Genomic DNA, 22,577 nt, shown 5'->3' with positions numbered 1-22,577 from the left:
GCGAAAAACCGGAACGATTCTTATTGGCGATTTTTTTGGCCGATGCTGCGTTAACCGCGTCACAACTTCACAGTTCGCGTGCTACGCGAAAGCCGAGGAAGTCACCGCGGGTGGTCTTGAGGCGGTCGTTGCGGTTGGCCGAGCGGGAGAAGATCGGCGGCTCGCCCCAGTCGTTGCCGCGCATGTGCGCGCGGATGCACTTGGGGTCCTGGATCCAGGCACTGCCGTCGGTGGGGGCGCCTTCGTAGCTGTCGTGGTAGCAGTCGGCGACCCATTCGTAGACGTTGCCGTGCATGTCGTACATGCCGAAGGCATTGGGCGGGTAGCTGCCCACCGGGGCGGTGAAGGTATGCCCGTCCTTGGGGCCATAGGTGTTGGCGTGCTTGCTGATCTCGTACTTGCCAGGTTCGTCGAAGGGGAAGGGGAACGGGCCGCTGGAGCCGCCACGGGCGGCATATTCGCGTTCGGCTTCGCTGACCATGCGGTATGGCTTGCCGGTGGTTTCAGCCAGCCATCGGGTGTAGGCCTGTACTTCGTCGTAGTCGATGCATACCGCCGGCTGGCGGGGACCTTGCTTGTAGCTGGGCTTGCTGGCTTCGCACCAGCGGCCGGGGCGGTCGTCGCCGCTCTTGATGACGGTGCCGGTGGCCTTGATATAGGCGTCCAGTTCGTCGGCGGTGACCTGATAGCGGCTCATCGCGAAGGGCTTGGCGAAGGTCACGGTGTGCAGCGGGCCCTCGTCGGGCTGGCGGCCGACTTCGTCGTCAGGGGCCCCCATCACGTAGCTGCCGGCGGGCAGCACGACCATTTCGGGGCAGTTCTTGCAATCCTTGAACACGTCGCCGGGCTTGGCGGCATGGGCGTAGGCGCTGACCAGCAGCAGGCAGGTGATCTGGGCTGGCCGGTAGAGCCAGGCGGATACGTTCATCGGTGGTCCTCGAAACGGGTGAATGCGGGCTGCGTTTCGCATTCAGACGAATCGGGGTGGTGAGAAATTAACCAACATCCAAGGTAGCGCGGTCTTCTTGTAGGAGCGGCCTTGTGTCGCGATTGGGGCGCGCAGCGGCCCCACACTCTCAGCTTCGCCGCAGATATTGCTGGGGCCGCTCTGCGGCCCTTTCGCGACACAAGGCCGCTCCCACAAAAGCTGTTCCCGCGAGTACCGTAGGCACTGGTTGCAAGGCATGGGGCACCGGGCTATAGTCCAGCCCACTGCATTCTTCCCGAAGACCTGTTCATGCCAGCCAGCCCATCCACCACAAGCTTTGCCATCGCGCCAGTCGTGGGCATGGTCGTGCGTGGCTGCCAGCAGCCGGCGATGATCAGTCACTATCCACCACCACCTGTCAGTGGCGTCGTAGGCGGCGTAGCTCCGCCTCCTTGCGTGGTCGTGCTGGGCTGATCGGCTTCTGGCCGCATCCCTTCGCACACGCAACCTACTGAACACGGTCGGCGACTTCCCACGCTGAAGCGCACGCCGTCCGTCTGGCTTATTCGCCTTGAATCAGGTGGCAATACATGTCTGTCTTTAGCAAAGCATCCGTGGCCTCGGCGGCCACTACAAGCCTGTTCGTCCTGCTGTGGAGCAGCGGGGCGATCGTCTCCAAGCTCGGCCTGGCGCATGCCAGCCCGTTTGCCTTCCTGCTGTTGCGTTCGGCGCTGGCACTGGCCGGGCTGCTATTGATCGGCCCATTGCTGGGGCTGCGCTGGCCGCGCAGTCGCGGGGCCATCCTGCGGGCCCTGGGCACTGGCTGTGTGCTGCTCGGCGCTTACCAGATCTTCTACCTGCTGGCGCTCGATACCCATGTCACCCCCGGCATCATGGCCACGGTGATGGGGGTACAACCGATCCTGACCGTGGTGCTGATGGAGCGCCAGCGCTCCTGGAGCCGCTTGTTCGGCCTCGGGTTGGGGCTTGGCGGGTTGATCATGGTGGTCTACCAGGGCATCAACCTGGGCGGGGTATCGCTGGCGGGGATGTTGTTCGCCTTGCTGGCGCTGGGCAGCATGACCTTCGGCTCGATCCTGCAGAAGCGCATCACCGACAACCCCATGGGCACGCTGCCGCTGCAGTACCTGGCCGGCTTTGCCATGTGCGCGCTGTTCGCGCCGCTGCAGCCGCTGCATGTGGAGTGGACTGGCGGTTTCGTCGGCGCGCTGCTGTGGATGGGGCTGGTGGTCTCGCTGCTGGCGACCCTGCTGCTTTACCGGCTGATCGCCAAGGGTAACCTGGTCAATGTCACCAGCCTGTTCTACCTGGTGCCGGCAGTGACCGCGGTGATGGACCTGCTGATCTTCGGTAACCGCCTGGCGCCGCTCAGCCTGCTGGGCATGGGGCTGATCGTGGTGGGCCTGCTGTTCGTGTTCCGCAAGCCCGCCGCGCGCCTGGCCGAGGCATAGGCCCTAGCGGAACTCTTCGGGGATGGCGTGGCGCAGTACGCCTTCCTCGAAGTCCAGCAGGCCGGCTTCGCGCTGGGTGAGCAGGTAGTAGAGCAAGGTGTCGAGCGAGCGCTGCGGCGGGACCTCGACCGCCAGCATCTTCACCGCCTGCTCGGTTTCGCAGTTGCAGCCGAAGTCGTGCAAGGCCGCGCGTACCTGGTCCAGGGTTTCCGGGGGCTTGACGATCACCCGGAACACCGAGCTGCCGCTGCTGCGGCGTAGTTCGGCGAACCAGGTTTCGCCGGCTTCCTCACGGGTGCCGATCACGTCGCCCGGGGCGATGCCGTAGACATGGAAGGGAATGTTGTCGACGGCATGGCCGCCTTCCACGGCCTTGGCCCACAGGCCCTCGACCGAGGCGGGCGGGTAGCCGTTTTCGTCCTGCTCCAGGCGGAACAGGACCTTCTTGTACGCGTCGTTCATCGTGTACCCCGCTTCAGCTGCGGGCCGGACGCAGCACCAGCCACAATGCCACGCCAATCAGCAGACCGCCGTACAGGTGCGCCATCGACAGCGGCTCGTCCAGCAGCCATGCCCCCCACAATACGCCGAATACCGGGATCAGGAAGGTCACGGTACTGGCCTTGACCGGGCCGATCTCCTCCAGCAGGCGGAAGTACAGGATGTAGGCGAACGCTGTGCACAACAGGCCCAGGCCCAGCAGCGACAGCCACACCTGCCAGCCGCCCCAGCTGGCGGGTGGCTGGCTCAGCGCGCTCCAGGCGAACAGCGGGCTCAGCATCAGGGTGGCGCCGAGCATGCTGCCCAGTGCCGACAGGCGGCTGTCCAGCCCGCTGACCCAGCGGCGGGCGAGGAAGCCGGCAAAGCCGTAGCAGGTGGTGGCCGCCAGGCAGGCGAGGGCGCCTTGCAGCAGGGCCAGGTCCAGGGCCACCGGGCCGGCACCGCTGAGGATGACGACGCCGAACAGGCCCAGGAAGATGCCGCAGAGCTTGGCCGGGGTCATCGGTTCGCGGAAGAACAGCACGCCGACCAGCACACCCATCAGCGGTGTGGTGGCGTTGAAGATTGCCGAGTAGCCGGCGGGCAGCACCTGGGCGGCCACGGAGTAGAACGTGGCGGGGATACCGGAATTGATCATGCCCAGCACCAGGCAGGCCCCGAGCTTGCCCTGGAAGTCCCAGCGCACGCGGGCGGCAGCGAGCAGTGCAACCAGGCCCAGGCAGGCGATGGACACTCGGAAGAACGCCGTCGGCACCGTGCCCAGTTCGGGGGCGATGATGCGCATGAACAGGAAGCTCGCCCCCCAGACGGCGGCAAGGGTCAGCAGGCGGGCTAGGGCGATGGGGCTCACAACGGTCTCCGGAGGCAGGGCAGGGGCGCGAGTGTACGCCAGGGGGGCTGGGGATTCTTGTGCTTTCTTGCGGTGTAAACCTGTGCCGGCCTCTTCGCGGGTAAACCCGCTCCCACAGGATTTCCACAGGGCCGAGCACTGCACAGAACCTGTGGGAGCGGGTTTACCCGCGAAGAGGCCGGTACAGGCGCCGTATTCCGGACAGGCAGACTAAGCTCTGTATCTCACCCCTGCACCGAGGTCTTCGCATGCCCCAGCCCTGGCCCGCTGTCGAAATCGCCCGGACGATCCTTGCCGGCTTCGACGACTACCGCGACCACTTCCAGCGCATCACCCTCGGTGCCCGCCAGCGCTTCGAGCAGGCGCGCTGGCAGGATATCCAGCGTGCCGCCGCCGCCCGTATCAATCTCTATGAAGAGAAGGTCGCCGAGGTCAACGGCTGGCTGCGCCAGAGCTTTGCCGAGGACGTGCTGCTGGATGTGGAGCAATGGCCGTTGGTGAAGAACGCCTATATCCACCTGATCGACCCAAGGCTGGACGACGAGCTGTCCGAGACCTGGTACAACTCGCTGTTCTGCAGCCTGTTCAGCCACGACCTGATCAGCGACGGCTGCATGTTCATCCACACCACCCGACCGTCCATGCGCAGCCGTGAGCGCGCCGCGCAAACCCGTACCTATCGGCCTGACGGTGGGCTCAAGGGCCTGCTGCGAGCGGTGTTCAGCGATTACCCGTTCGATGTGCCGTACGGCGACCTGGAGGGCGACCTGGTGCGCCTGGAGGATCAACTGCGCGACTGCCTGCCGGACTGGGTATGCAAGGACCCGACCTTGGCGTTGGAGCTGTTTGTGCCGGTGCTTTACCGCAACAAGGGTGCCTACCTGGTCGGCCGTCTGTTCAACAGCGATGAGCAATGGCCGCTGGTAATCCCGCTGCTGCACCGCGAAGGGCACGGTATCGAGGCCGATGCGCTGATCACCGACGAGGCCGAGGTGTCGATCATCTTTTCCTTCACCCGCTCGTACTTCATGGTCGATGTGCCGGTGCCGGCGGAGTTCGTCAACTTCCTCAAACGCATCTTGCCGGGCAAGCACATTGCCGAGCTGTATACCTCCATCGGTTTCTACAAGCATGGCAAGTCGGAGTTCTACCGGGCGCTGATCAACCACCTGGCCAGCAGCGACGACCGCTTCGTCATGGCGCCCGGGGTGCGCGGCATGGTCATGAGCGTGTTCACCCTGCCGGGCTTCAACACCGTGTTCAAGATCATCAAGGACCGTTTTTCACCGTCGAAGACGGTCGACCGTGCCACGGTGATAGACAAGTACCGGCTGGTGAAAAGCGTCGACCGCGTCGGGCGCATGGCCGATACCCAGGAGTTCGCCGATTTTCGATTCCCGCGCAGCAAGTTCGAGCCGGAATGCCTGGCCGAACTGCTGGAGGTGGCGCCATCGACCGTGGCGCTCGAGGGTGACACGGTGCTGATCCGCCACTGCTGGACCGAGCGGCGCATGACGCCGCTGAACCTGTACCTGGAACACGCCAGCGAGGGCCAGGTGCTGGAGGCCCTGGAGGATTACGGCCTGGCCATCAAGCAGTTGGCGGCGGCGAATATCTTCCCTGGCGACATGCTGCTGAAGAACTTTGGCGTAACCCGCCATGGCCGGGTGGTGTTCTATGACTATGACGAGATCAGCTTCCTGACCGAGGTGAACTTCCGCCATATCCCGCCGCCGCGTTACCCGGAGGACGAGATGTCGGGCGAGCCGTGGTACTCGATCGGGCCGCATGACGTGTTCCCCGAGGAGTTTCCGCCGTTCCTGTTTGCCGATATCGGCCAGCGGCGCTTGTTCAGCCGCCTGCATGGGGAGTTGTACGACGCGGATTACTGGAAGGGGCTGCAGGCGGCGATTCGTGACGGGAAGGTGATCGATGTGTTTCCGTATCGGCGCAAGGGGCGGTGACTGTGCTTTAACAGGCCTGGCCCCTTCGCGGGTAAACCCGCTCCCACAGGTACGGCACAGGATTCGAAACCAGTGAGGTCCCTGTGGGAGCGGGTTTACCCGCGAAGAGGCCAGGCCTGCTTTTCACCGTCACCCTTTCAAACACTTCAATTCACTGAAATCGGTACGCACCTTGCCCAACCGTTCCTGCAGGTACCGCCGCTGCTGCGGGGTACTCTGGTGCACCAGGTCCACCAGCAAGCTGCGCGCCTGCTGCTCGGTATTCTGATACGCCGCCCGGTATTCCGGTGTCCACAAACTCTCCTTGCGCTGTAACAACGTTGCCAGGCGCGGCTCGAAGCTGGCGTCGTTGCGCTGGTTCATCGCCAGCAGCAATTGCTGCTGCCAGTGCGCGCGGTTGGCGATCCATTCGCGGTTCTGGTCGCCCAGCGCCCGGGACCAGGCCTGCACGCGCTGCTTCTGTACCGCGGTCAGCTCGCCAAACCACGGCGTCAGGCGTTTCTCCATGCGTTCGGTACGGCGGGCTATCTGCTTGTCCAACGGCGTATCCACATACTTCTTCTGCCGTTCGCTGATGTCTTCGCGGAACGCCTCGCGCATCTCCGCCACCTGGGCATCGCTCATGCCGCGCAGCAGCTCGGTGGCCGAAGGGGTGATTTCCTCGGCTACCCGGCCAATCGCCTCGCGGGCTTCGCGGGTACGCTGCTGCAGGGATTGGTCGGTCACCTGGTCGTCGGCGACCATGCCGCGTACCCGGTCCAGCCAGTCGAGGTAACCAGGCAGTTGGGTCTTGCAATGCCAGGCCAGGTGCTCCCGCAGGCGGTCGTCAAGCATGGCCTTCTGCTCGCTGTTCATGGCCAGGTAGTCGCCTAGCGACCACGGCACCAGGCGGTCGAGGTTGCGGTAGGCCAGGTCGATACGGCTGCAGGCGGCCAAGGCCAGTGCGCAGCCGATGGCGACGAGCAGGGCTTTGGACAGGCGTAGCGGCATGGGCTGCTCCTTGCGGGTGCTTGCCCGTCGGTAGACGCAAGAGGGACGCTGACGGTTCCACTGCATCAGCGGTCGGGCGGCGCGCTGGCTTCAGGTGTAGAATAGCCGCCTTGTCTTGAGGAACATCGGAAATGGCTCTGCTTGGGCGTTACAACAGTTTGCAAATCGTGAAACACGTGGACTTCGGCCTGTACCTGGACGGCGGCGCCGACGGCGAGATCCTGCTGCCCGGGCGCTACATCCCGAAAAACGCCGAAACCGAAGTGGATGACTGGCTGAACGTGTTCATCTACCTGGACAGCGAAGACCAGTTGATCGCCACCACCGAGAAGCCCAAGGTGCAGGTTGGCGAGTTCGCCAGCCTCAAGGTCAAGGATATCAACGGTGCCGGCATCTTCCTCGACTGGGGCCTGTCCAAGGACCTGCTGATGCCGTACTCGGAAGAGGCGCGGCCGCTGAAGATCGGCGACTACTGCGTGGTGCACGTGTACCTCGACAAGCGCACCCGCCGCATCACCGCCACCTCACGCCTGGACCGTTACCTGGACCGCACCCCGGCGGACTACCAGGTAGGCCAGCCGGTCGAGCTTCTGGTGGCCGGCGAGACACCGATGGGCTTCAAGGCGATCATCAACAACCGCCACTGGGGCCTGATCCACAAGAACGAGGTGTTCAAGTTCCTGCGCTCGGGCATGCACGAGAAGGGCTTCATCAAGGAAGTGCGCGCGGACGGCAAGATCGCCTTGAGCCTGCAACCGGTGGGTGCTGCCCTGGCCGACAGCCTGCAGGAGCAGATCATGGCGCGCCTGGAGGCCGAAGGCGGGGTGCTGGGGGTGTGCGACAAGAGCGACCCGGCGCTGATCAGCAAGTTGTTCAACGTCAGCAAGGGCAACTTCAAGAAGGCCATTGGCGGGTTGTTCAAGCAGGGCCGCATCGTCATCCATGACGATCGCATCGAAAAGGCCTGATCAGGCCTGCACGAAGGTACGGAAGTCCAGCTGCTCGCCACCCGGTCGGGTGTCGCGCAGCAGCGAGTCGCGGTCGGCGCTGAGGGCCAGGCTGATGGTCGAGCGGCGCTTGCCGGGGTTGCGCACTTCCATCTGTTCCTGGTGAGCGCGCAGGAAGTTGGTCGGCACCTTCAGGTGCTGCAGCTCGTCGCTTTCCGGGGTGTGCAGCAGCAGGTTGACCCAGTCGGGCTGGCCCTTGCGCAGCAGCGCCACCGGCACCTCGAACCACCACAGGTTGCGCTTGCGGTCGAGGATGGCGAACAGGGTGTTGCTGCTGGTCAGCACCGGGCGGGCCAGTGCTTCGTTACGCCGGGCGATGGCGGCGGGTTTGTCGAGTTTCATGCAGGTTCCTGCGGGTTGACGCTATGAAGGCCTGCATTGTGAGGGGTGGCGGGTAGCGGGGCAAGGTTTGCCAACCGCCTTGCCGCTCGGCTCGAAGGCGAAAAACTGTTGGAACGCTTGGCGAAGGCGTCGGGTCCACCGACTGTCGGCACGGTCCACGTGCTCCCAATTGCAGGAGTTTTGCCATGAGCGGTACCAAAGACAAAGCGAAAGGCCTGGCCAATGAAGCGATCGGCAACGTCAAGCAGGGTGTCGGCAAAGTGACCGACAATGAGCGGCTGCGGGCCGAGGGTGAAGCGCAGGAGCTCAAGGGCGAGGGGCAACAGATCAAGGGCAACGTGAAGGACGCGGTGAAAAAGCCTTGATGTGAGTGGCCTGTCCCGGCCTTTTCGCGGGCATGCCCGCTCCCACAGGTACTGAACAGATTTCAAGCACTGTGCGGTACCTGTGGGAGCGGGCGTGCCCGCGAATAGGCCGCTACTGGCGTAAGCAAATTCTTGCAGTATGGCCGGGATCAGCACAGCAGCGGCATGGTCTATTAGACTTACCCGTGGTACTCACGAATCAAGCGGCGAAAGGAGACGCTATGATTTTCCCCGACCTGCGCGGCCTGCCCCTGCACCGCGTGCTGGTACGCACCGTCAAGGAATTCCTCGACGACGAGATGTCGACCTACGCTTCCGCACTGGCCTACCAGATGCTGTTCTCGTTGTTCCCGTTCCTGCTGTTCCTGATCGCCCTGATCGGTTTCCTGCACCTGCCGGACTTCTTCTCCTGGCTGCGCCTGCAATCGGAACTGGTGCTGCCACCCCAGGCGCTGGAGCAGGTCAACCCGGTGATCGACCAGTTGCAGCAGTCCAAGGGCGGGCTGCTGTCAGTAGGTATCGTGATTGCCTTGTGGACCGCATCGGCCGGTGTGCGCCTGATGATGAGCGCGATGAACGCCGCCTACGATGTGCCCGAGGGCCGCCCGGTGTGGAAGCGCATTCCGTTGTCGATCATCTATACCGTGGGCATTGCCGGCATGTTGCTGGTGGCAGCGGCGCTGATGGTGCTGGGGCCGCAGGTGATGGAGTGGATTGCCGCCCAGGTCGGCATGCAGGAGGTGATCGTCACGGTGTGGACCATCCTGCGCTGGCCGGCGATCATCATCCTGATGATGGTAGCGGTGGCGCTGATCTACTACGTGATGCCCGATGTCAAGCAGCAGTTCCGCTTCATCACCCCGGGTTCGGTGCTGGCGGTGGTGGTGTGGATCTTGGCGTCGCTGGGCTTTGCCTACTACGTGAAGACCTTTGCCGACTACAACGCCATGTACGGCAGTATCGGTGCAATCATCGTGCTATTGCTGTATTTCTATATCTCCGCCGCCGTTTTGCTGCTGGGCGCGGAGATGAACGCAGTGATCGAGCACATGTCGAGCGAGGGCAAGAACCCTGGCGAAAAGGACGTCGATGAGCACAAACCCCGCGAAACCATTACCGTGCTGGGCCATGAGCACCCCGTTCCGAGCGAGCACCAATCTTCAGAGCCGAACCCCCGATGATCCGTGACATTCTCAAGATGGGCGACGAACGCCTGCTGCGCATCGCCCCGCCAGTGCCCGAGCACATGCTCGGCAGCGCCGAACTGCAGCAACTGATCGACGACATGTTCGAAACCATGCGCCATGTGGGCGGTGTGGGCCTGGCCGCGCCACAGATCGGTATCGACCTGCAGCTGGTGATCTTCGGCTTCGAGCGCAGCGAGCGTTACCCGGATGCCGAACCGGTGCCGCAGACTATCCTGCTCAACCCGGTCATCACGCCCACATCCAGCGAGATCGAGGACGGTTGGGAAGGCTGCCTGTCGGTGCCCGGCCTGCGCGGCGTGGTGCCGCGTTTCAAGCACATCTGCTATGAAGGCATCGACCCCCAGGGCAACCCGATCAACCGTTTTGCCGACGGCTTCCATGCGCGGGTGGTGCAGCATGAATGCGACCACTTGATCGGCCGGCTTTACCCGTCACGCATCCAGGACTTTTCCCGGTTCGGCTACACCGAGGTGCTGTTCCCCGGGCTCGACGCCAGCGACGACTGACCCCGTTGCAGTGCCACCAGGCGTTTGCTGCGCTGGTAGCGCTGCAGGCGGCCAGCCAGGGTTTCCGGCAGTTGCAGAGCCATGTCGAAGCCCAGGCGCTGGTAGAAGGGCGCAAGGTCCGGGTGGCAGAACAGCCAAGTGGGCCCGCCAGCCTGCGCCAGCGCCGCCTCGACCAACCGCCCGGCCACGCCCTGGCTGCGCCGCTGCGGGTCGACGAACAACCCGGTCAGCCACAAGCCATCGCCCACCGGGCTCAGGCTCAGGCCCGCGATGATGCCGGGACCCCGCGCCACCCATAGCTCAGCGTCGCCCGCAGCACGCATGCGTGAGCCGTGCTGGCGGTAAAAGTGGTCCAGCAGCCGGCGTTCCGGGGCCGAAAGTTTCGAACAGTACAAATTTTCAGAAATTGCGCGCCCTGCCCTGAAAGGTGGCCAGAGGCTCTGGCCCGATGTTTTGCGGTGAACTTGTCGCAGATTGTTGCATATCTGGCAAGGGTGAATGTCCGAGTTCGGGGTTCAACTATTCCAGGCCGGGAGTAGACTTTTAGCCATCCCCACTGGCAGTACGAAGCGGGATCGGTACTTCGTGCCATCTTCACCGTAGATGGCAACTTCTCCGCGCCGGGCACGGCAATAGAAGTCAATCGATCAGCTTGAATGCTCAAAAGGCAAACTCACATGAAACCATTACTGATTCTTGCATTGGTCGGTATGTCCTCGTTCGCCCTCGCCGATGAGGCCAGACCCGTCTCCAGCGAGCCCGTCGCCCAGCAGTACGACTACTCCATGAACCTGGACATCAAGCGGGTGATCAACCTGTCGACCATCCCCAACGTCTGCGAAGTGGTACCTGCGACCATGACTTACGAAGACCACCAGGGCCAGGTGCACACCATCCAGTACCGGGCCATGGGTGAGGGGTGCCAGCAGGGTTGAGCCCGCCAAGGGCCTGCCACAGCATTTTCAGCGCCTGTGAGACCGAGCGCCGCCCGCGCGGCGCGCGGTCTCACAGGCGCCACATCACCCAAGGCATGCACCTTGTCGCCCCGACGCAATCCCCCCATATGCATTTCAAACCACAACCAACCCAGAATAATTTCCTCGACCTGTCGATTCCTCCGTCCCTCGTTCGACCATAGGTGAGAGCACGTTGCACCCCGTGCCCAATCACCCATGACCTGTCGGAGGAACCCCCGATGAGCACCGCAGCCGAAACCGAGATCCGCCAATTGATCGAGCGCTGGATGCAGGCCGTGCGCGATCGCGACATCCCCAACATCATCGCTCCCTATGCCGACGACATCGTCGCCTTCGATGCCATCCAGGCCCTGCAGTTCAAGGGCAAGGCAACCTACCAGGCGCACTGGGAAATGTGCATGGGCATGTGCCCCGGCCCCATGGTTTTCGAATACGCCGAACTCACCGTGCATGCCGCTGGCGACCTGGCCCTGGCCCACTGGCTTAACCGCTGTGGCCCCGCGGACAACGAAAGCCAGTGCGGCTTCATGCGCGCCACCGTCGGCTATCGTCGTCAAGGTGGTCAGTGGCAGGTAATCCACGAGCACTGGTCGGCGCCGTTCGACATGCAAACCCAGAAGGCCCTGTTCGATCTCAAACCCTGAACCGTTATCGCCAATCGCACTTTGCCAATGCCCTGGAGGCGACCATGAAATACCTGTGCCTGGTCTATTGTGACGAGGGGCTGTTGCACAGCCTGCCCGACAGCCCGGAAGACGCCGAATGCATGGCGTATGCCGAATCCATCCAAGGCTCTGGGCGAATGCTGGCGGCCGAGGCGCTGAAGCCGGTGCAGACCGCCACCACAGTGCGCATGCGCAACGGGCACATGAGCCTGACCGACGGCCCGTTCGCCGAGACCAAGGAGCAGTTGGCGGGCTTCTACCTGGTGGAAGCCCGCGACCTGAACGAGGCGCTGAACATCGCCAAGGGCATCCCCGCCGCGCGGGTCGGCAGTGTCGAGGTGCGACCGGTGCGCGAACTGCAACCCTGACAGCAATGGAGACTTCCCAGCATGAGCCTGGCACACCCCGCGCAAGTGCAACACGAGTTGTCCATCAGTCGCCTGATCGACGCACCGCCGTCCAAGGTGTTCCGCGCCTGGACCGACCCTCAGTGGCTGATGCAATGGTGGGGGCCGCACGGCATGACCACCCCGGAATGTGAGATGCAGTTGTGGATCGGTGGCCTGTTCCGCACCGTGATGCGGGCGCCGGATGGCAGCGATTACCCGAACCAGGGCGTATTCCTGGAGATTGCTGCGCCGCGACGGCTGGTGTTCACCGATGCCTTCGGCCCAGGCTGGGTGCCTTCGGACAAGGCGTTCATGACTGCCGTGATCAGTTTTGACGAGGAACAAGGCAAAACCCGCTACACCGCCCGCGCCTGGCACTGGAATGCCGCCGACTGCCGCGCCCATGAGGAAATGGGCTTCCACCAGGGTTGGGGAGAGAGCCTGGACCGCCTGGTGGAGGTGGTGACCCAGCGGATGCCCGACTGATGACGGCACTGGCGCAGGTGCGCGCCGAGGTCGAGGCGGTCTACCGGAGCGAGTCACGGCGCATCCTGGCGACGCTGATCCGCCTGCTGGGTGATTTCGACCTGGCCGAGGAGGCCATGCACGATGCCTTCTTCATCGCCGTCGAGCGCTGGCAGCGCGACGGTATCCCCGATAACCCGCGGGCGTGGCTGGTGTCCACCGGCCGCTTCAAGGCCATCGATGCACTGCGCCGGCGCGCCCGGTTCGACCGTTCCCAGGCGGACCTGAGCATGCTGCTCGACGGCCAGGCGCAGGACCCCAGCGAAGAAGAGCTGCTGGCCGACGACCGCTTGCGGCTGATCTTCACCTGCTGCCACCCGGCCTTGTCCGCCGATGCCCAGGTGCCGCTGACCCTGCGTGAAGTCTGCGACCTGACCACCGAGCAGATCGCCCGTGCTTTCCTGCAGAGTCCGGCCACCATCGCCCAGCGTATCGTGCGTGCCAAGGCCAAGATCCGCGATGCCGGCATCCCTTATCAGGTGCCGGAGCTGAACGAACTGCCCGAGCGCCTGGAGAGTGTGCTGCGGGTGATCTACCTGGTGTTCAACGAGGGCTATTCGGCGTCGTCGGGCGAGGCGCTGTTGCAGCAGGAGCTGAGCGATGAAGCCATTCGCCTGGCGCGCCTGCTGGTGCAGTTGCTGCCCGACCCGGAGGCGGTCGGCCTGCTGGCCTTGATGTTGCTGCAGGCATCCCGGCAGCGGGCGCGTACCGATGGCCGGGGTAACCTGGTATTGCTCGAGCAGCAGGATCGTAGCCTGTGGGACCGGCAACGCATTGCCGAAGGTTGCGAACTGGTGCGCCAGGCCCTGCAAAGCCGGGCGTTCGGTGCCTATACCGTGCAGGCGGCGATTGCGGCGGTGCATGCCGAAGCGGCGACAGCCGAAGCGACCGACTGGGCGGAGATCGTCGGGCTGTATGACGTGCTGCAGCGGCATTGGCCGTCAGCTGTGGTTGAACTGAACAGGGCCGTGGCGCTGGCGAAGCGGGATGGGCCGGAGGTTGGCCTGCGGGAGGTCGAAGGGATTCTGGCGCGGGGAGAGTTGCTGGACTATCACCTGGCGCATGCGACGCGGGGTGAGCTGCATTACCAGCTGGGGCATATGGAAGAGGCCCGGGCGGCCTGGCGGCAGGCGCTGGCGTTGACCCGGCAGGAACCGGAGCGCAGGCATATCGAGCGGCGGTTGCAGGCTATCGAATGATGTTGGCTGCGCCGGCCTCTTCGCGGGTAAACCCGCTCCCACAGGATTGCGTCACGGCTTGATGCTGTGAGGTCCATGTGGGAGCGGGTTTACCCGCGAAAGGGCCGGTACTGCCTGCATCAATCTTCAGCTAGCCACAAAATTCGGCGGCGACACCAGCTCGACGGTCTGCTGCTTGCGCGGTGCCAGGATCTCGGCCTCACCCTGGACCACCAGCTCATCGTTCTGGTTGTACACATTGGTGGCGATGCGCACCTTGAACTTGGGCAGCTTCTCCAGGATTTCCAGGCGCACGGTCAGGGTATCGCCAATTTTCACCGGCTTCTGGAAGCTCATTTGCTGGCCCAGGTAGATGGTGCCAGGGCCAGGCAGGGTGCAGGCCACTGCAGCACTGATCAGCGCGCCGCTGAACATGCCGTGGGCGATGCGCTCGCGGAACATGCTCTTGGCAGCGAACTCGGCGTCCAGGTGTACCGGGTTGTGGTCACCGGACATCGCGGCGAACAACTGGATGTCGCGTTCTTCGACGGACTTCTTGTACTCGGCCTTCTGGCCGACTTCGAGGGCTTCGTAAGGCGTGTTGGTGACCTGGGACATCGGGGCTTCCTTAAGCGGTAGGCGAGGGCGGCTATCATTCACTGCGCACAGGGCGGCCAAGAGCCAGCGCCTGTTCAAGCCAGCCGAGAATATCGGCGGTGACCTCGTTACGGTTGGTTTCGTTGAGTACTTCGTGCCGCGCCTCAGGATAGACGCGCAGCTGTACATGTCGATTGCCGGTCGCGCGCAAAGCGTCGGCCAGGTGGGTGAGACGCTTGCCGGCGCTGACCGGATCACATTCACCACCTATCACCAGCAGCGGCAGGTTAGGATCGATCTGCGCGAGATTACTCGGCTGGCTGATCTGCGCCAAGCCTTGCAGCAGGTCAAGCCACAACTGGTTGCTGCAGCGAAAGCCGCAGAGCGGGTCGTTGACGTACAGGTCGACCTGCGCCGGGTCGCGGCTGAGCCAGTCGAACGCCGTGCGGTTGGGCTTGAAGGCCTTGTTGAACGAGCCGAACGACAACCACTCTATGAGCGCGCTCTTTCCCAGCGGCCCTTGGCGCCAGGCCTCCAGCCGGGCAATCAGGCGCGCCACACAGTAGAGCGCTGCCGGCTGGTAGTTGGAACCACTAAGGATCGCCCCGTGCAGGCTGCCACTGTGGTGCAGCAGGTAGGCCTGGGCGATGTAGCTGCCCATGCTGTGGCCGAACAGGAACAGCGGCGTGCACGGGTATTGCTGGCCGATGTGCTGGGCCAGCAGCCCGATGTCGTTGACCACGGCATTCCAGCCATGATGGCGGGCGAACAGGCCGAGGCTGCCCAGCTCGGCCGTGCGTCCATGGCCGCGCTGGTCGGGGGCGAACAGGGCGAAGCCGGCCTCGCTCAAGGCATGGCCCAGGTGCTGGTAGCGCCCGGCGTGCTCGGCCATGCCATGGGCCAGCAGCACCACGGCTTTTACCGGTGTGGCCGGCAACCATTGGTGCACATACAGGCTGCAGTGCTCGCTGGCGGGTAGCCAGAAGGCGTCGTGAGGCATGGCGGGTCCTTGTGCGCACAGGTACCCGAACAGTGTATGCACAACCGACCGGATTGCAGGAAGGGCACAAATAAGATTCACAATGTTAATGGCGGCACTTGGCGTATATGCCACCTTGGTCTTACCTGCTAACGTCGGATCAACGCCTTTTCGCTTTCGGGCGGGCAGGTGAAAGGATTACAGGACTCACAGCAGGTCCAGGCAGAGGAACAATAATAAATGCAAGCCGACTTCTGGAATGACAAGCGCCCGGCGGGCGTGCCTTCCACCATCGACATCAATGCCTACACCTCGGTCGTCGAGGTGTTCGAGCGCTCCTGCAAACGCTTCGCCGACCGCCCGGCCTTCAGCAATTTGGGCGTGACCCTGACCTACGCGGACCTGGAACGCCATTCGGCGGCCTTCGCCGCCTGGCTGCAGCAGCACACCGACCTCAAGCCGGGCGACCGCATCGCGGTGCAGATGCCCAATGTGCTGCAATACCCCATCGCTGTGTTCGGTGCCCTGCGCGCTGGCCTGATCGTGGTCAACACCAACCCGCTGTATACCGAGCGCGAGATGCGCCACCAGTTCAAGGACAGCGGCGCGCGTGCGCTGGTGTACCTGAACATGTTCGGCAAGCGCGTGCAGGAGGTGTTGCCCGATACCGGCATCGAGTACCTGATCGAGGCGAGGATGGGCGACCTGCTACCCACCGCCAAGGGCTGGCTGGTCAACACCGTGGTCGACAAGGTCAAGAAGATGGTGCCGGCCTACCAGCTGCCCCAGGCTGTGTCGTTCAAGCAGGTGCTGCGCCAGGGCCGCGAGCTGTCGCACAAGCCGGTGCCGCTCAGCCTGGACGACACTGCCGTGCTGCAATACACCGGTGGCACCACCGGCCTGGCCAAGGGCGCCATGCTCACCCACGGCAACCTGGTGGCCAACATGCTGCAGGTGCTGGCCTGCTTCTCGCAGCACGGGCCGGACGGGCAGAAGCTGATCAAGGACGGCCAGGAGGTGATGATCGCGCCGTTGCCGCTTTACCACATCTATGCGTTTACCGCGAATTGCATGTGCATGATGGTCACCGGCAACCACAACGTGCTGATCACCAACCCGCGTGATATTTCCGGCTTCATCAAGGAGCTGGGCAAATGGCGTTTCTCCGCCTTGCTGGGCCTGAACACGCTGTTCGTCGCACTGATGGACCACCCGGGCTTCCGCCAGCTCGACTTTTCGGCGCTGAAGGTCACCAACTCCGGCGGCACCGCACTGGTCAAGGCCACCGCCGAACGCTGGGAGGCGCTTACCGGTTGCCGCATCGTCGAAGGCTACGGCCTGACCGAAACCTCGCCGGTGGCCAGCACCAACCCCTATGGCCAGCTGGCGCGTCTGGGTACGGTGGGCATCCCGGTGGCGGGCACCGCCTTCAAGGTGATCGACGATGGCGGCAACGAGCTGCCGCTGGGCGAGCGGGGCGAGCTGTGCATCAAGGGCCCGCAGGTGATGAAAGGCTACTGGCAGCAGCCCGAGGCCACGGCCCAGGCCCTGGATGCGGAGGGCTGGTTCAAGACCGGCGACATCGCGGTGATCGACCCGGACGGCTTCACCCGCATTGTCGACCGCAAGAAGGACATGATCATCGTCTCGGGTTTCAACGTGTACCCCAACGAGATCGAGGATGTGGTGATGGGCCATCCCAAGGTCGCCAACTGCGCGGCCATCGGCGTACCGGACGAGCGCTCCGGCGAGGCGGTGAAGCTGTTCGTTGTGCCGCGCGAGGGCGGGCTGAGCGTGGATGAGCTGAAGGCCTACTGCAAGGCCAACTTCACCGGCTACAAGGTGCCCAAGCACATCGTGCTGCGCGAGTCGTTGCCGATGACGCCGGTGGGCAAGATCCTGCGGCGGGAGCTGCGCGACATAGCTTGATACCGGGTTGGCTTCTTCGCGGGTTCACCCGCGAATGCCTTAAAGCCGCTCTAACAGGCTGATCACAGCCCGATCTGCGACATTTTGGATAATTACTCTAAAAATGACCTGTATTGTTCATTGAGTCATTTTTATGACCGTGAGGCCTATTTTGGCCTCTAGGCGACCCCAGGCAAAGCTGTTACTCTCGGCCCGCTTTCAGATGATCCGGTTTGCAACGAGCCGTCATCCCATATCAATAATAAGCGCATCGACGCGTGAATCGAACTTCGCTGTTGCTGAAGGAGTGGGCTTCCATGATCGAAAATTTTTGGAAGGATAAGTACCCAGCCGGGATTACGGCGGAAATCAATCCTGACGAATTCCCCAATATCCAGGCGGTACTCAAGCAATCCTGCCAACGCTTTGCCGACAAACCGGCCTTTAGCAACCTGGGCAAGACTATCACTTATGGCGAGCTGTATGCGCTGTCGGGAGCGTTTGCCGCCTGGTTGCAGCAGCATACCGACCTCAAGCCGGGTGACCGCATTGCCGTGCAGCTGCCTAACGTACTGCAATACCCGGTAGCGGTATTCGGTGCCATGCGTGCCGGGCTGATCGTGGTCAACACCAACCCGCTGTACACCGCACGGGAAATGGAACACCAGTTCAACGACTCCGGCGCCAAGGCCTTGGTGTGCCTGGCCAACATGGCCCACCTGGCCGAGAAGGTAGTGCCCAAGACCCAGGTCAGGCACGTCATCGTCACCGAAGTGGCCGACCTGCTGCCGCCGCTCAAGCGCCTGCTGATCAACAGCGTGATCAAGTACGTGAAGAAGATGGTGCCGGCCTACAACCTGCCGCGTGCCGTACGCTTCAACGACGCTCTGGCGCAGGGCAAGGGCCAGCCGGTGACCGAGGCCAACCCGCAGGCCAACGACGTGGCGGTGCTGCAGTACACCGGTGGCACCACCGGCGTGGCCAAGGGCGCGATGCTTACCCACCGCAACCTTGTGGCCAACATGCTGCAGTGCCGGGCGCTGATGGGCTCCAACCTGCATGAAGGCTGCGAAATCCTCATCACCCCGCTGCCGCTGTACCACATCTACGCCTTTACCTTCCATTGCATGGCAATGATGCTGATCGGCAACCACAACGTGCTGATCAGCAACCCGCGTGACCTGCCAGCCATGGTCAAGGAACTGGGCAAGTGGAAGTTCAGCGGCTTCGTCGGCCTCAACACCCTGTTCGTTGCCTTGTGCAACAACGAGGCGTTCCGTGCCCTGGACTTTTCGGCGCTGAAGATCACCCTTTCTGGCGGCATGGCCCTGCAACTGAGCGTGGCCGAGCGCTGGAAGGCCGTGACCGGCTGCGCCATCTGCGAAGGCTATGGCATGACCGAGACCAGCCCGGTGGCTGCGGTGAACCCGGCTGAGGCCAACCAGGTCGGCACCATCGGTATTCCGGTGCCGTCCACCCTGTGCAAGGTCATCGACGACAACGGCAACGAGCTGCCGCTGGGCGAGGTGGGCGAGTTGTGCGTCAAGGGCCCGCAGGTGATGAAGGGCTACTGGCAGCGTGAGGAGGCCACTGCCGAGATCCTCGACAGCGATGGCTGGCTGAAGACCGGCGACATCGCCGTGATCCAGCCGGATGGTTACATGCGCATCGTCGACCGCAAGAAGGACATGATCCTGGTCTCGGGCTTCAACGTTTACCCCAACGAGCTGGAGGATGTGCTGGCGGCCCTGCCGGGCGTGCTTCAGTGCGCGGCCATCGGCGTGCCGGACGAGAAGTCCGGTGAAGTGATCAAGGTGTTCATCGTGGTCAAGCCGGGCATGACCCTGACCAAGGAACAGGTAATGGAGCACATGCGCGCCAACGTTACCGGCTACAAGGTACCGCGCCAGATCGAGTTCCGCGACGCGCTGCCGACCACCAACGTGGGCAAGATCCTGCGCCGTGAGCTGCGTGATGAAGAGCTGAAGAAGCAGGGCCTGAAGAAGATCGCCTGATCTTCTGAATCTCTGCTGGCTTTACCGACCTCTTCGCGGGTAAACCCGCTCCCACAGGTTCTGTGCAACTCTCAAGGGTTGTGCAATACCTGTGGGAGCGGGTTTACCCGCGAAGAGGCCGGTAAAATCAGCGCAATTTCTCCAGCATCTGGTAATACCACATCCCTGCCGCCAACAGCGGGTTCCCCAGCAGTTCCCCCATTGGCACCCGCACATGCTTGCACTGGGCAAAGGTGTCGAACTTCTCCAGCGTCCCGGTCAACGCCTCGGCCATGATCTCGCCCATGATGTGGCTGGTGGCAATGCCGTGCCCCGAATAACCCTGGCAATACCAAACGTTGTCCGACAGCTTGCCCAGCTGCGGGATGCGGTTGACCACGATGCCCATGGCGCAGCTCCACTGGAACTCGATCGGCACGCCTTTCAACGCCGGGAAGGTGCGCTCGATGCACGGGCGCAGTTCGCCTTCGATATCCCGTGAATCACGGCCGGAATAGTTGGCGCCACCGCCAAACAGCAGACGCTTGTCGGCGGTCAGCCGGTAGTAGTCGAGGACGAAGCGGCAGTCGTACACCGCCAGGTCCTGCGGGTTGATCTGTTCGGCCAGTTCCCCCAGCGGTGCGGTAGTGACGATGCCGCCCATGGCCGGGAAGATCTTGCCCTTGAGCTGGCGCTTTTCCAGTTTGTGGTACACATCGCCGGCCAGCATCACCTGGCGCGCCTCGACCCGCCCGTGGGCAGTGACTACCGCCGGGCGCGGGCCGTGGACGATGTCCAGCACTTCGGAGTTTTCGAAAATCAGCGCCCCCAGGCCATGGGCGGCACGGGCCTCGCCCAGGCACAGGTTGAGCGGGTGCAGGTGCAGGTTGCGCAGGTTTTTCAGCGCGCCCAGGTACAGCGGGCTTTGCAGGTGCTCGGCCACGCCATCGCGGTCCAGCAGTTGCACCTGCTCGCCCATGCCGCGCCGCCGGGCCTCGGCTTCGAATGCGCGCAGCTCGTCCATGTGCGAGGGCTTCATGGCCGCGTGCAGGTGGCCGCGCTTGAGGTCGCAGTCGATGTTGTAGCGTGCCACGCGCTGCTCGATCACCTGGTGCCCGCGCCAGCGCAAGTGCCAGATGAAGTCATCGACCTCGGCACCCTGGCGGTTGCGCATCTGCGTGCGCATGGCTTCGTCGCCCGACAGGCTGCCGGTGACCTGGCCGCCGTTGCGCCCGCTGGCACCCCAGCCGATGCGGTTGGTTTCGACGATGGCCACCTTCAGGCCACGCTCGGCCAGCTCCACCGCCGTGGCCACGCCGGTGAAACCGCCGCCGATGATCGCCACATCCACTTGTACCGTGCCCTTGAGCTGCGGGTACTCGGTGTGGTCGTTGAGGGTGGCGCTGTAGTAGGACGGCGCGCGTTGCGCCGGCCCTTTGTTCAATGCTGCATTCATGGGTGTTCCTTGTTATCCGGGGATCAGGCCTGGTGCAGGTACCAGCGCCAGTCCTGCTCACTGACTTCGGCCATGAACTGGCGGTACTCGGCGCGCTTGACCTTCAGGTATACGCCAAGGAAGTCCTCGCCCAGTGCTTCGCGAGCCCAGCTCGAATGCTGCAGGGCGTCGAGGGCAGTCAGCCAGTCGGTGGGCAGGTGTTCGGTGGCCTGGGCATAGCCATTGCCTTCCACCGGTGCCCCCGGGTCCAGCTGTTGGCGAATGCCCCAGTGGCTGGCGGCAAGGATCGCCGCAGCGGCCAGGTAGGGGTTGGCATCGGCGCCGCAGATGCGGTGCTCCACGTGCCGGCTGTTGGCCGGACCGCCCGGTATGCGCAGGCTCACGGTGCGGTTGTCGACGCCCCAGGTTGGCGCCAGCGGGGCATAGCTGTTGGCCTGGAAGCGGCGGAACGAGTTGGCGTTGGGGCAGAACAGCAGCAGCGAGTCGCGCAGGTGTCGCAGCATGCCTGCCACGGCCTGGCGCAGCAGCGGGGTACCGGCTTTGTCTTCACTGGCGAACAGGTTGTTGCCGGCGCTGTCGGCCAGGCTCAGGTGCATGTGCATGCCGGTGCCGGCCAGTTGCGCGAACGGCTTGGCCATGAAGCAGGCCTGCATGCCATGGGCATGGGCAATGCCTTTGACCAGGCGCTTGTAGCGCACGGCCTGGTCCATCGCCTGCAGAGCGTCGCCGTGCTCGAGGGTGATTTCCACCTGGCCGGGGGCGTATTCCGAAATCGCCGTGCGCGCCGGGATGCCCTGGGCCTTGCAGGCGGCGTAGAGGTCGGCAAGGAACGGCTCGATCTGCTCCAGTTCGCGCAGGCCATACACCTGGGTGGTGCGTGGGCGGCCGCCGTCATTGTCCAGTGCCGGTTGCGGGCGGCCCTGGGCATCAGGTTGCTGGTCCAGCAGGTAGAACTCCAGCTCGCAGGCCATCACCGGATGGTAGCCGTCGGCCTTCAACGCCTCGATGGTACGCAGCAGCACATGGCGCGGGTCGGCGATGCTGGCTGGCAGGCCCTCGTTCGGGTGCATGCTCACCTGCACCGCGGCGGTCGGCACCCGGCGCCAGGGCAGGCGCACCAGGCTGCCTTCAAGCGGGTAGGCGCGGCAGTCGATATCGCCCACGTCCCACACCAGGCCGGAGTTTTCCACGTCGTCGCCGTTCAGGGTCAGGCCGAGAATGGTGCTGGGCAGCGGCCGGCCGGTCTGGTACACGGCCAACAGTTCGTCGCGGTGCAGCAGCTTGCCGCGCGGCACGCCATTGGCGTCGAGGATGAACAGTTCGAACAGTTCGATATCGGGGTTGTCGGCCAGAAAACGGCTGGCCTGCTCTACAGGTGCAAAGTGCATGATGGATTCGCTCACGGGCGCACGGGCCACCGCGCATGCTGGCGGCCCGGCTGAGTCAAACGGCCGGAAGACGGCCGGGTCTGGTCACAACGGCGTGAGCGAGAAATCCGGTGGGCGTGCGTGACGGCAGTGCCACAGGGCCCAGAAGGCGAGGATGATGTGGACCAGCGGATTCTCACCGGCACGGCGCCGGGCCTTCGCTTGCGAAGGGCGGGACGACGGTGGGGCGATGGGCTGGACGGGAGTCATGCCTTTGATACTCACATGCGGCGTAAGGTTGATTAAAGCAGTGAATGGCAACCTTTACATCGCACCTGGCTAAACATTTGTGCCGTTGCACCTGGCCTCTTCGCGGGTAAACCCGCTCCTACAGGATTGCATCAAGGCT

The 22,577-nt window shown here is 63.7% G+C and carries 24 protein-coding genes; 14 read left to right on the top strand and 10 right to left on the bottom strand.

The window, feature by feature from the left end; genetic code table 11:
* Nucleotides 1–67: 67 nt before the first annotated feature.
* On the bottom strand, nt 68–928 hold the full coding sequence (locus KDB76_RS21665) for a formylglycine-generating enzyme family protein (RefSeq protein ID WP_023661136.1): 861 nt from the start codon (nt 926–928) through the stop codon (nt 68–70).
* 309 nt (nt 929–1,237) lie between these two features.
* On the opposite strand from KDB76_RS21665, the gene KDB76_RS21660 reads away from it, so the two are divergent.
* Nucleotides 1,238–1,402, top strand: a complete 165-nt coding sequence (locus KDB76_RS21660) for a hypothetical protein (RefSeq protein ID WP_169775226.1) — start codon at nt 1,238–1,240, stop codon at nt 1,400–1,402.
* A gap of 116 nt (nt 1,403–1,518) precedes the next feature.
* Nucleotides 1,519–2,400 (top strand): DMT family transporter, encoded by an 882-nt coding sequence (locus tag KDB76_RS21655; RefSeq protein WP_038410080.1) that lies wholly within the window; start codon nt 1,519–1,521, stop codon nt 2,398–2,400.
* A gap of 3 nt (nt 2,401–2,403) precedes the next feature.
* Here KDB76_RS21655 and KDB76_RS21650 read toward each other — a convergent pair whose 3' ends face one another.
* Nucleotides 2,404–2,862 carry a DUF4265 domain-containing protein gene (locus tag KDB76_RS21650; RefSeq protein WP_038410079.1) on the bottom strand — a complete coding sequence of 153 codons (459 nt, stop codon included), beginning with the start codon at nt 2,860–2,862 and terminating at the stop codon, nt 2,404–2,406.
* Nucleotides 2,863–2,875: 13 nt separating this feature from the next.
* The gene (locus KDB76_RS21645; protein WP_038410078.1) at nt 2,876–3,751 is read right to left on the bottom strand and encodes a DMT family transporter; all 876 of its coding nucleotides are present in this window, start codon (nt 3,749–3,751) and stop codon (nt 2,876–2,878) included.
* Between the two features lie 248 nt (nt 3,752–3,999).
* Here KDB76_RS21645 and aceK point away from each other — a divergent pair, with 248 nt between their 5' ends.
* The gene (gene aceK, locus KDB76_RS21640; RefSeq protein WP_013973730.1) at nt 4,000–5,715 is read left to right on the top strand and encodes a bifunctional isocitrate dehydrogenase kinase/phosphatase; all 1,716 of its coding nucleotides are present in this window, start codon (nt 4,000–4,002) and stop codon (nt 5,713–5,715) included.
* 129 nt (nt 5,716–5,844) lie between these two features.
* Here aceK and KDB76_RS21635 read toward each other — a convergent pair whose 3' ends face one another.
* Nucleotides 5,845–6,705, bottom strand: coding sequence for a DUF6279 family lipoprotein (locus KDB76_RS21635; RefSeq protein WP_038410077.1), 861 nt, complete (start codon nt 6,703–6,705; stop codon nt 5,845–5,847).
* Between the two features lie 131 nt (nt 6,706–6,836).
* Here KDB76_RS21635 and KDB76_RS21630 point away from each other — a divergent pair, with 131 nt between their 5' ends.
* Nucleotides 6,837–7,673 carry a S1-like domain-containing RNA-binding protein gene (locus KDB76_RS21630; protein WP_013973728.1) on the top strand — a complete coding sequence of 279 codons (837 nt, stop codon included), beginning with the start codon at nt 6,837–6,839 and terminating at the stop codon, nt 7,671–7,673.
* Here KDB76_RS21630 and KDB76_RS21625 read toward each other — a convergent pair whose 3' ends face one another.
* Nucleotides 7,674–8,054, bottom strand: a complete 381-nt coding sequence (locus KDB76_RS21625) for a hypothetical protein (protein ID WP_013973727.1) — start codon at nt 8,052–8,054, stop codon at nt 7,674–7,676.
* A gap of 185 nt (nt 8,055–8,239) precedes the next feature.
* On the opposite strand from KDB76_RS21625, the gene KDB76_RS21620 reads away from it, so the two are divergent.
* From KDB76_RS21620 to def, 3 genes are all read left to right on the top strand, one after another.
* Entirely contained in the window at nt 8,240–8,419 is a 180-nt protein-coding gene (locus KDB76_RS21620) for a CsbD family protein (protein ID WP_015271319.1), read from the top strand.
* A gap of 221 nt (nt 8,420–8,640) precedes the next feature.
* Entirely contained in the window at nt 8,641–9,600 is a 960-nt protein-coding gene (locus KDB76_RS21615; RefSeq protein ID WP_013973725.1) for a YihY/virulence factor BrkB family protein, read from the top strand.
* Nucleotides 9,597–10,133 carry a peptide deformylase gene (def, locus tag KDB76_RS21610; protein WP_013973724.1) on the top strand — a complete coding sequence of 179 codons (537 nt, stop codon included), beginning with the start codon at nt 9,597–9,599 and terminating at the stop codon, nt 10,131–10,133. Before KDB76_RS21615 ends, def begins: the two co-directional genes overlap by 4 nt.
* Here def and KDB76_RS21605 read toward each other — a convergent pair.
* Complete coding sequence (locus tag KDB76_RS21605; protein WP_015271317.1) at nt 10,088–10,456, bottom strand: GNAT family N-acetyltransferase; 369 nt, start codon at nt 10,454–10,456, stop codon at nt 10,088–10,090. The two genes, def and KDB76_RS21605, sit on opposite strands and share 46 nt — an antisense overlap.
* A gap of 354 nt (nt 10,457–10,810) precedes the next feature.
* Between KDB76_RS21605 and KDB76_RS21600 the strand changes: the two genes are divergently transcribed.
* From KDB76_RS21600 to KDB76_RS21580, 5 genes are all read left to right on the top strand, one after another.
* Complete coding sequence (locus KDB76_RS21600; protein WP_004375752.1) at nt 10,811–11,068, top strand: DUF2790 domain-containing protein; 258 nt, start codon at nt 10,811–10,813, stop codon at nt 11,066–11,068.
* Between the two features lie 260 nt (nt 11,069–11,328).
* Nucleotides 11,329–11,754, top strand: a complete 426-nt coding sequence (locus KDB76_RS21595) for a nuclear transport factor 2 family protein (RefSeq protein ID WP_013973722.1) — start codon at nt 11,329–11,331, stop codon at nt 11,752–11,754.
* Nucleotides 11,755–11,798: 44 nt separating this feature from the next.
* Nucleotides 11,799–12,143 carry a YciI family protein gene (locus KDB76_RS21590; protein ID WP_013973721.1) on the top strand — a complete coding sequence of 115 codons (345 nt, stop codon included), beginning with the start codon at nt 11,799–11,801 and terminating at the stop codon, nt 12,141–12,143.
* Nucleotides 12,144–12,164: 21 nt separating this feature from the next.
* Nucleotides 12,165–12,650 (top strand): SRPBCC family protein, encoded by a 486-nt coding sequence (locus tag KDB76_RS21585; protein ID WP_013973720.1) that lies wholly within the window; start codon nt 12,165–12,167, stop codon nt 12,648–12,650.
* A complete protein-coding gene (locus tag KDB76_RS21580; RefSeq protein ID WP_038410076.1) occupies nt 12,650–13,888 on the top strand; it encodes an RNA polymerase sigma factor in 1,239 nt (412 codons plus the stop codon). Before KDB76_RS21585 ends, KDB76_RS21580 begins: the two co-directional genes overlap by 1 nt.
* A gap of 126 nt (nt 13,889–14,014) precedes the next feature.
* On the opposite strand, the gene KDB76_RS21575 is transcribed toward KDB76_RS21580, so the two are convergent.
* Both KDB76_RS21575 and KDB76_RS21570 read right to left on the bottom strand, forming a co-directional pair.
* Nucleotides 14,015–14,485 carry a MaoC family dehydratase gene (locus tag KDB76_RS21575; protein ID WP_012273633.1) on the bottom strand — a complete coding sequence of 157 codons (471 nt, stop codon included), beginning with the start codon at nt 14,483–14,485 and terminating at the stop codon, nt 14,015–14,017.
* Between the two features lie 34 nt (nt 14,486–14,519).
* Nucleotides 14,520–15,464, bottom strand: coding sequence for an alpha/beta hydrolase (locus tag KDB76_RS21570; protein WP_013973718.1), 945 nt, complete (start codon nt 15,462–15,464; stop codon nt 14,520–14,522).
* Between the two features lie 219 nt (nt 15,465–15,683).
* Here KDB76_RS21570 and fadD2 point away from each other — a divergent pair, with 219 nt between their 5' ends.
* Both fadD2 and fadD1 read left to right on the top strand, forming a co-directional pair.
* Entirely contained in the window at nt 15,684–17,372 is a 1,689-nt protein-coding gene (gene fadD2 / locus KDB76_RS21565) for a long-chain-fatty-acid--CoA ligase FadD2 (RefSeq protein WP_013973717.1), read from the top strand.
* Nucleotides 17,373–17,668: 296 nt separating this feature from the next.
* Nucleotides 17,669–19,366, top strand: coding sequence for a long-chain-fatty-acid--CoA ligase FadD1 (gene fadD1, locus KDB76_RS21560; RefSeq protein ID WP_023663600.1), 1,698 nt, complete (start codon nt 17,669–17,671; stop codon nt 19,364–19,366).
* Between the two features lie 127 nt (nt 19,367–19,493).
* On the opposite strand, the gene KDB76_RS21555 is transcribed toward fadD1, so the two are convergent.
* Nucleotides 19,494–20,801 carry an FAD-binding oxidoreductase gene (locus KDB76_RS21555; RefSeq protein WP_038410075.1) on the bottom strand — a complete coding sequence of 436 codons (1,308 nt, stop codon included), beginning with the start codon at nt 20,799–20,801 and terminating at the stop codon, nt 19,494–19,496.
* Nucleotides 20,802–20,824: 23 nt separating this feature from the next.
* Nucleotides 20,825–22,189: a glutamine synthetase family protein gene (locus KDB76_RS21550; RefSeq protein WP_024087557.1), complete on the bottom strand. Its 1,365-nt coding sequence runs from the start codon at nt 22,187–22,189 to the stop codon at nt 20,825–20,827.
* Between the last annotated feature and the right edge of the window lie 388 nt (nt 22,190–22,577).

This window comes from Pseudomonas sp. JS425 (assembly GCF_018223845.1).
Classification (GTDB): Bacteria; Pseudomonadota; Gammaproteobacteria; order Pseudomonadales; family Pseudomonadaceae; genus Aquipseudomonas; species Aquipseudomonas asiatica.
The sequence above is the reverse complement of the archived record's forward strand: the minus strand, read 5'-3'. Positions and strand labels throughout refer to the sequence as shown.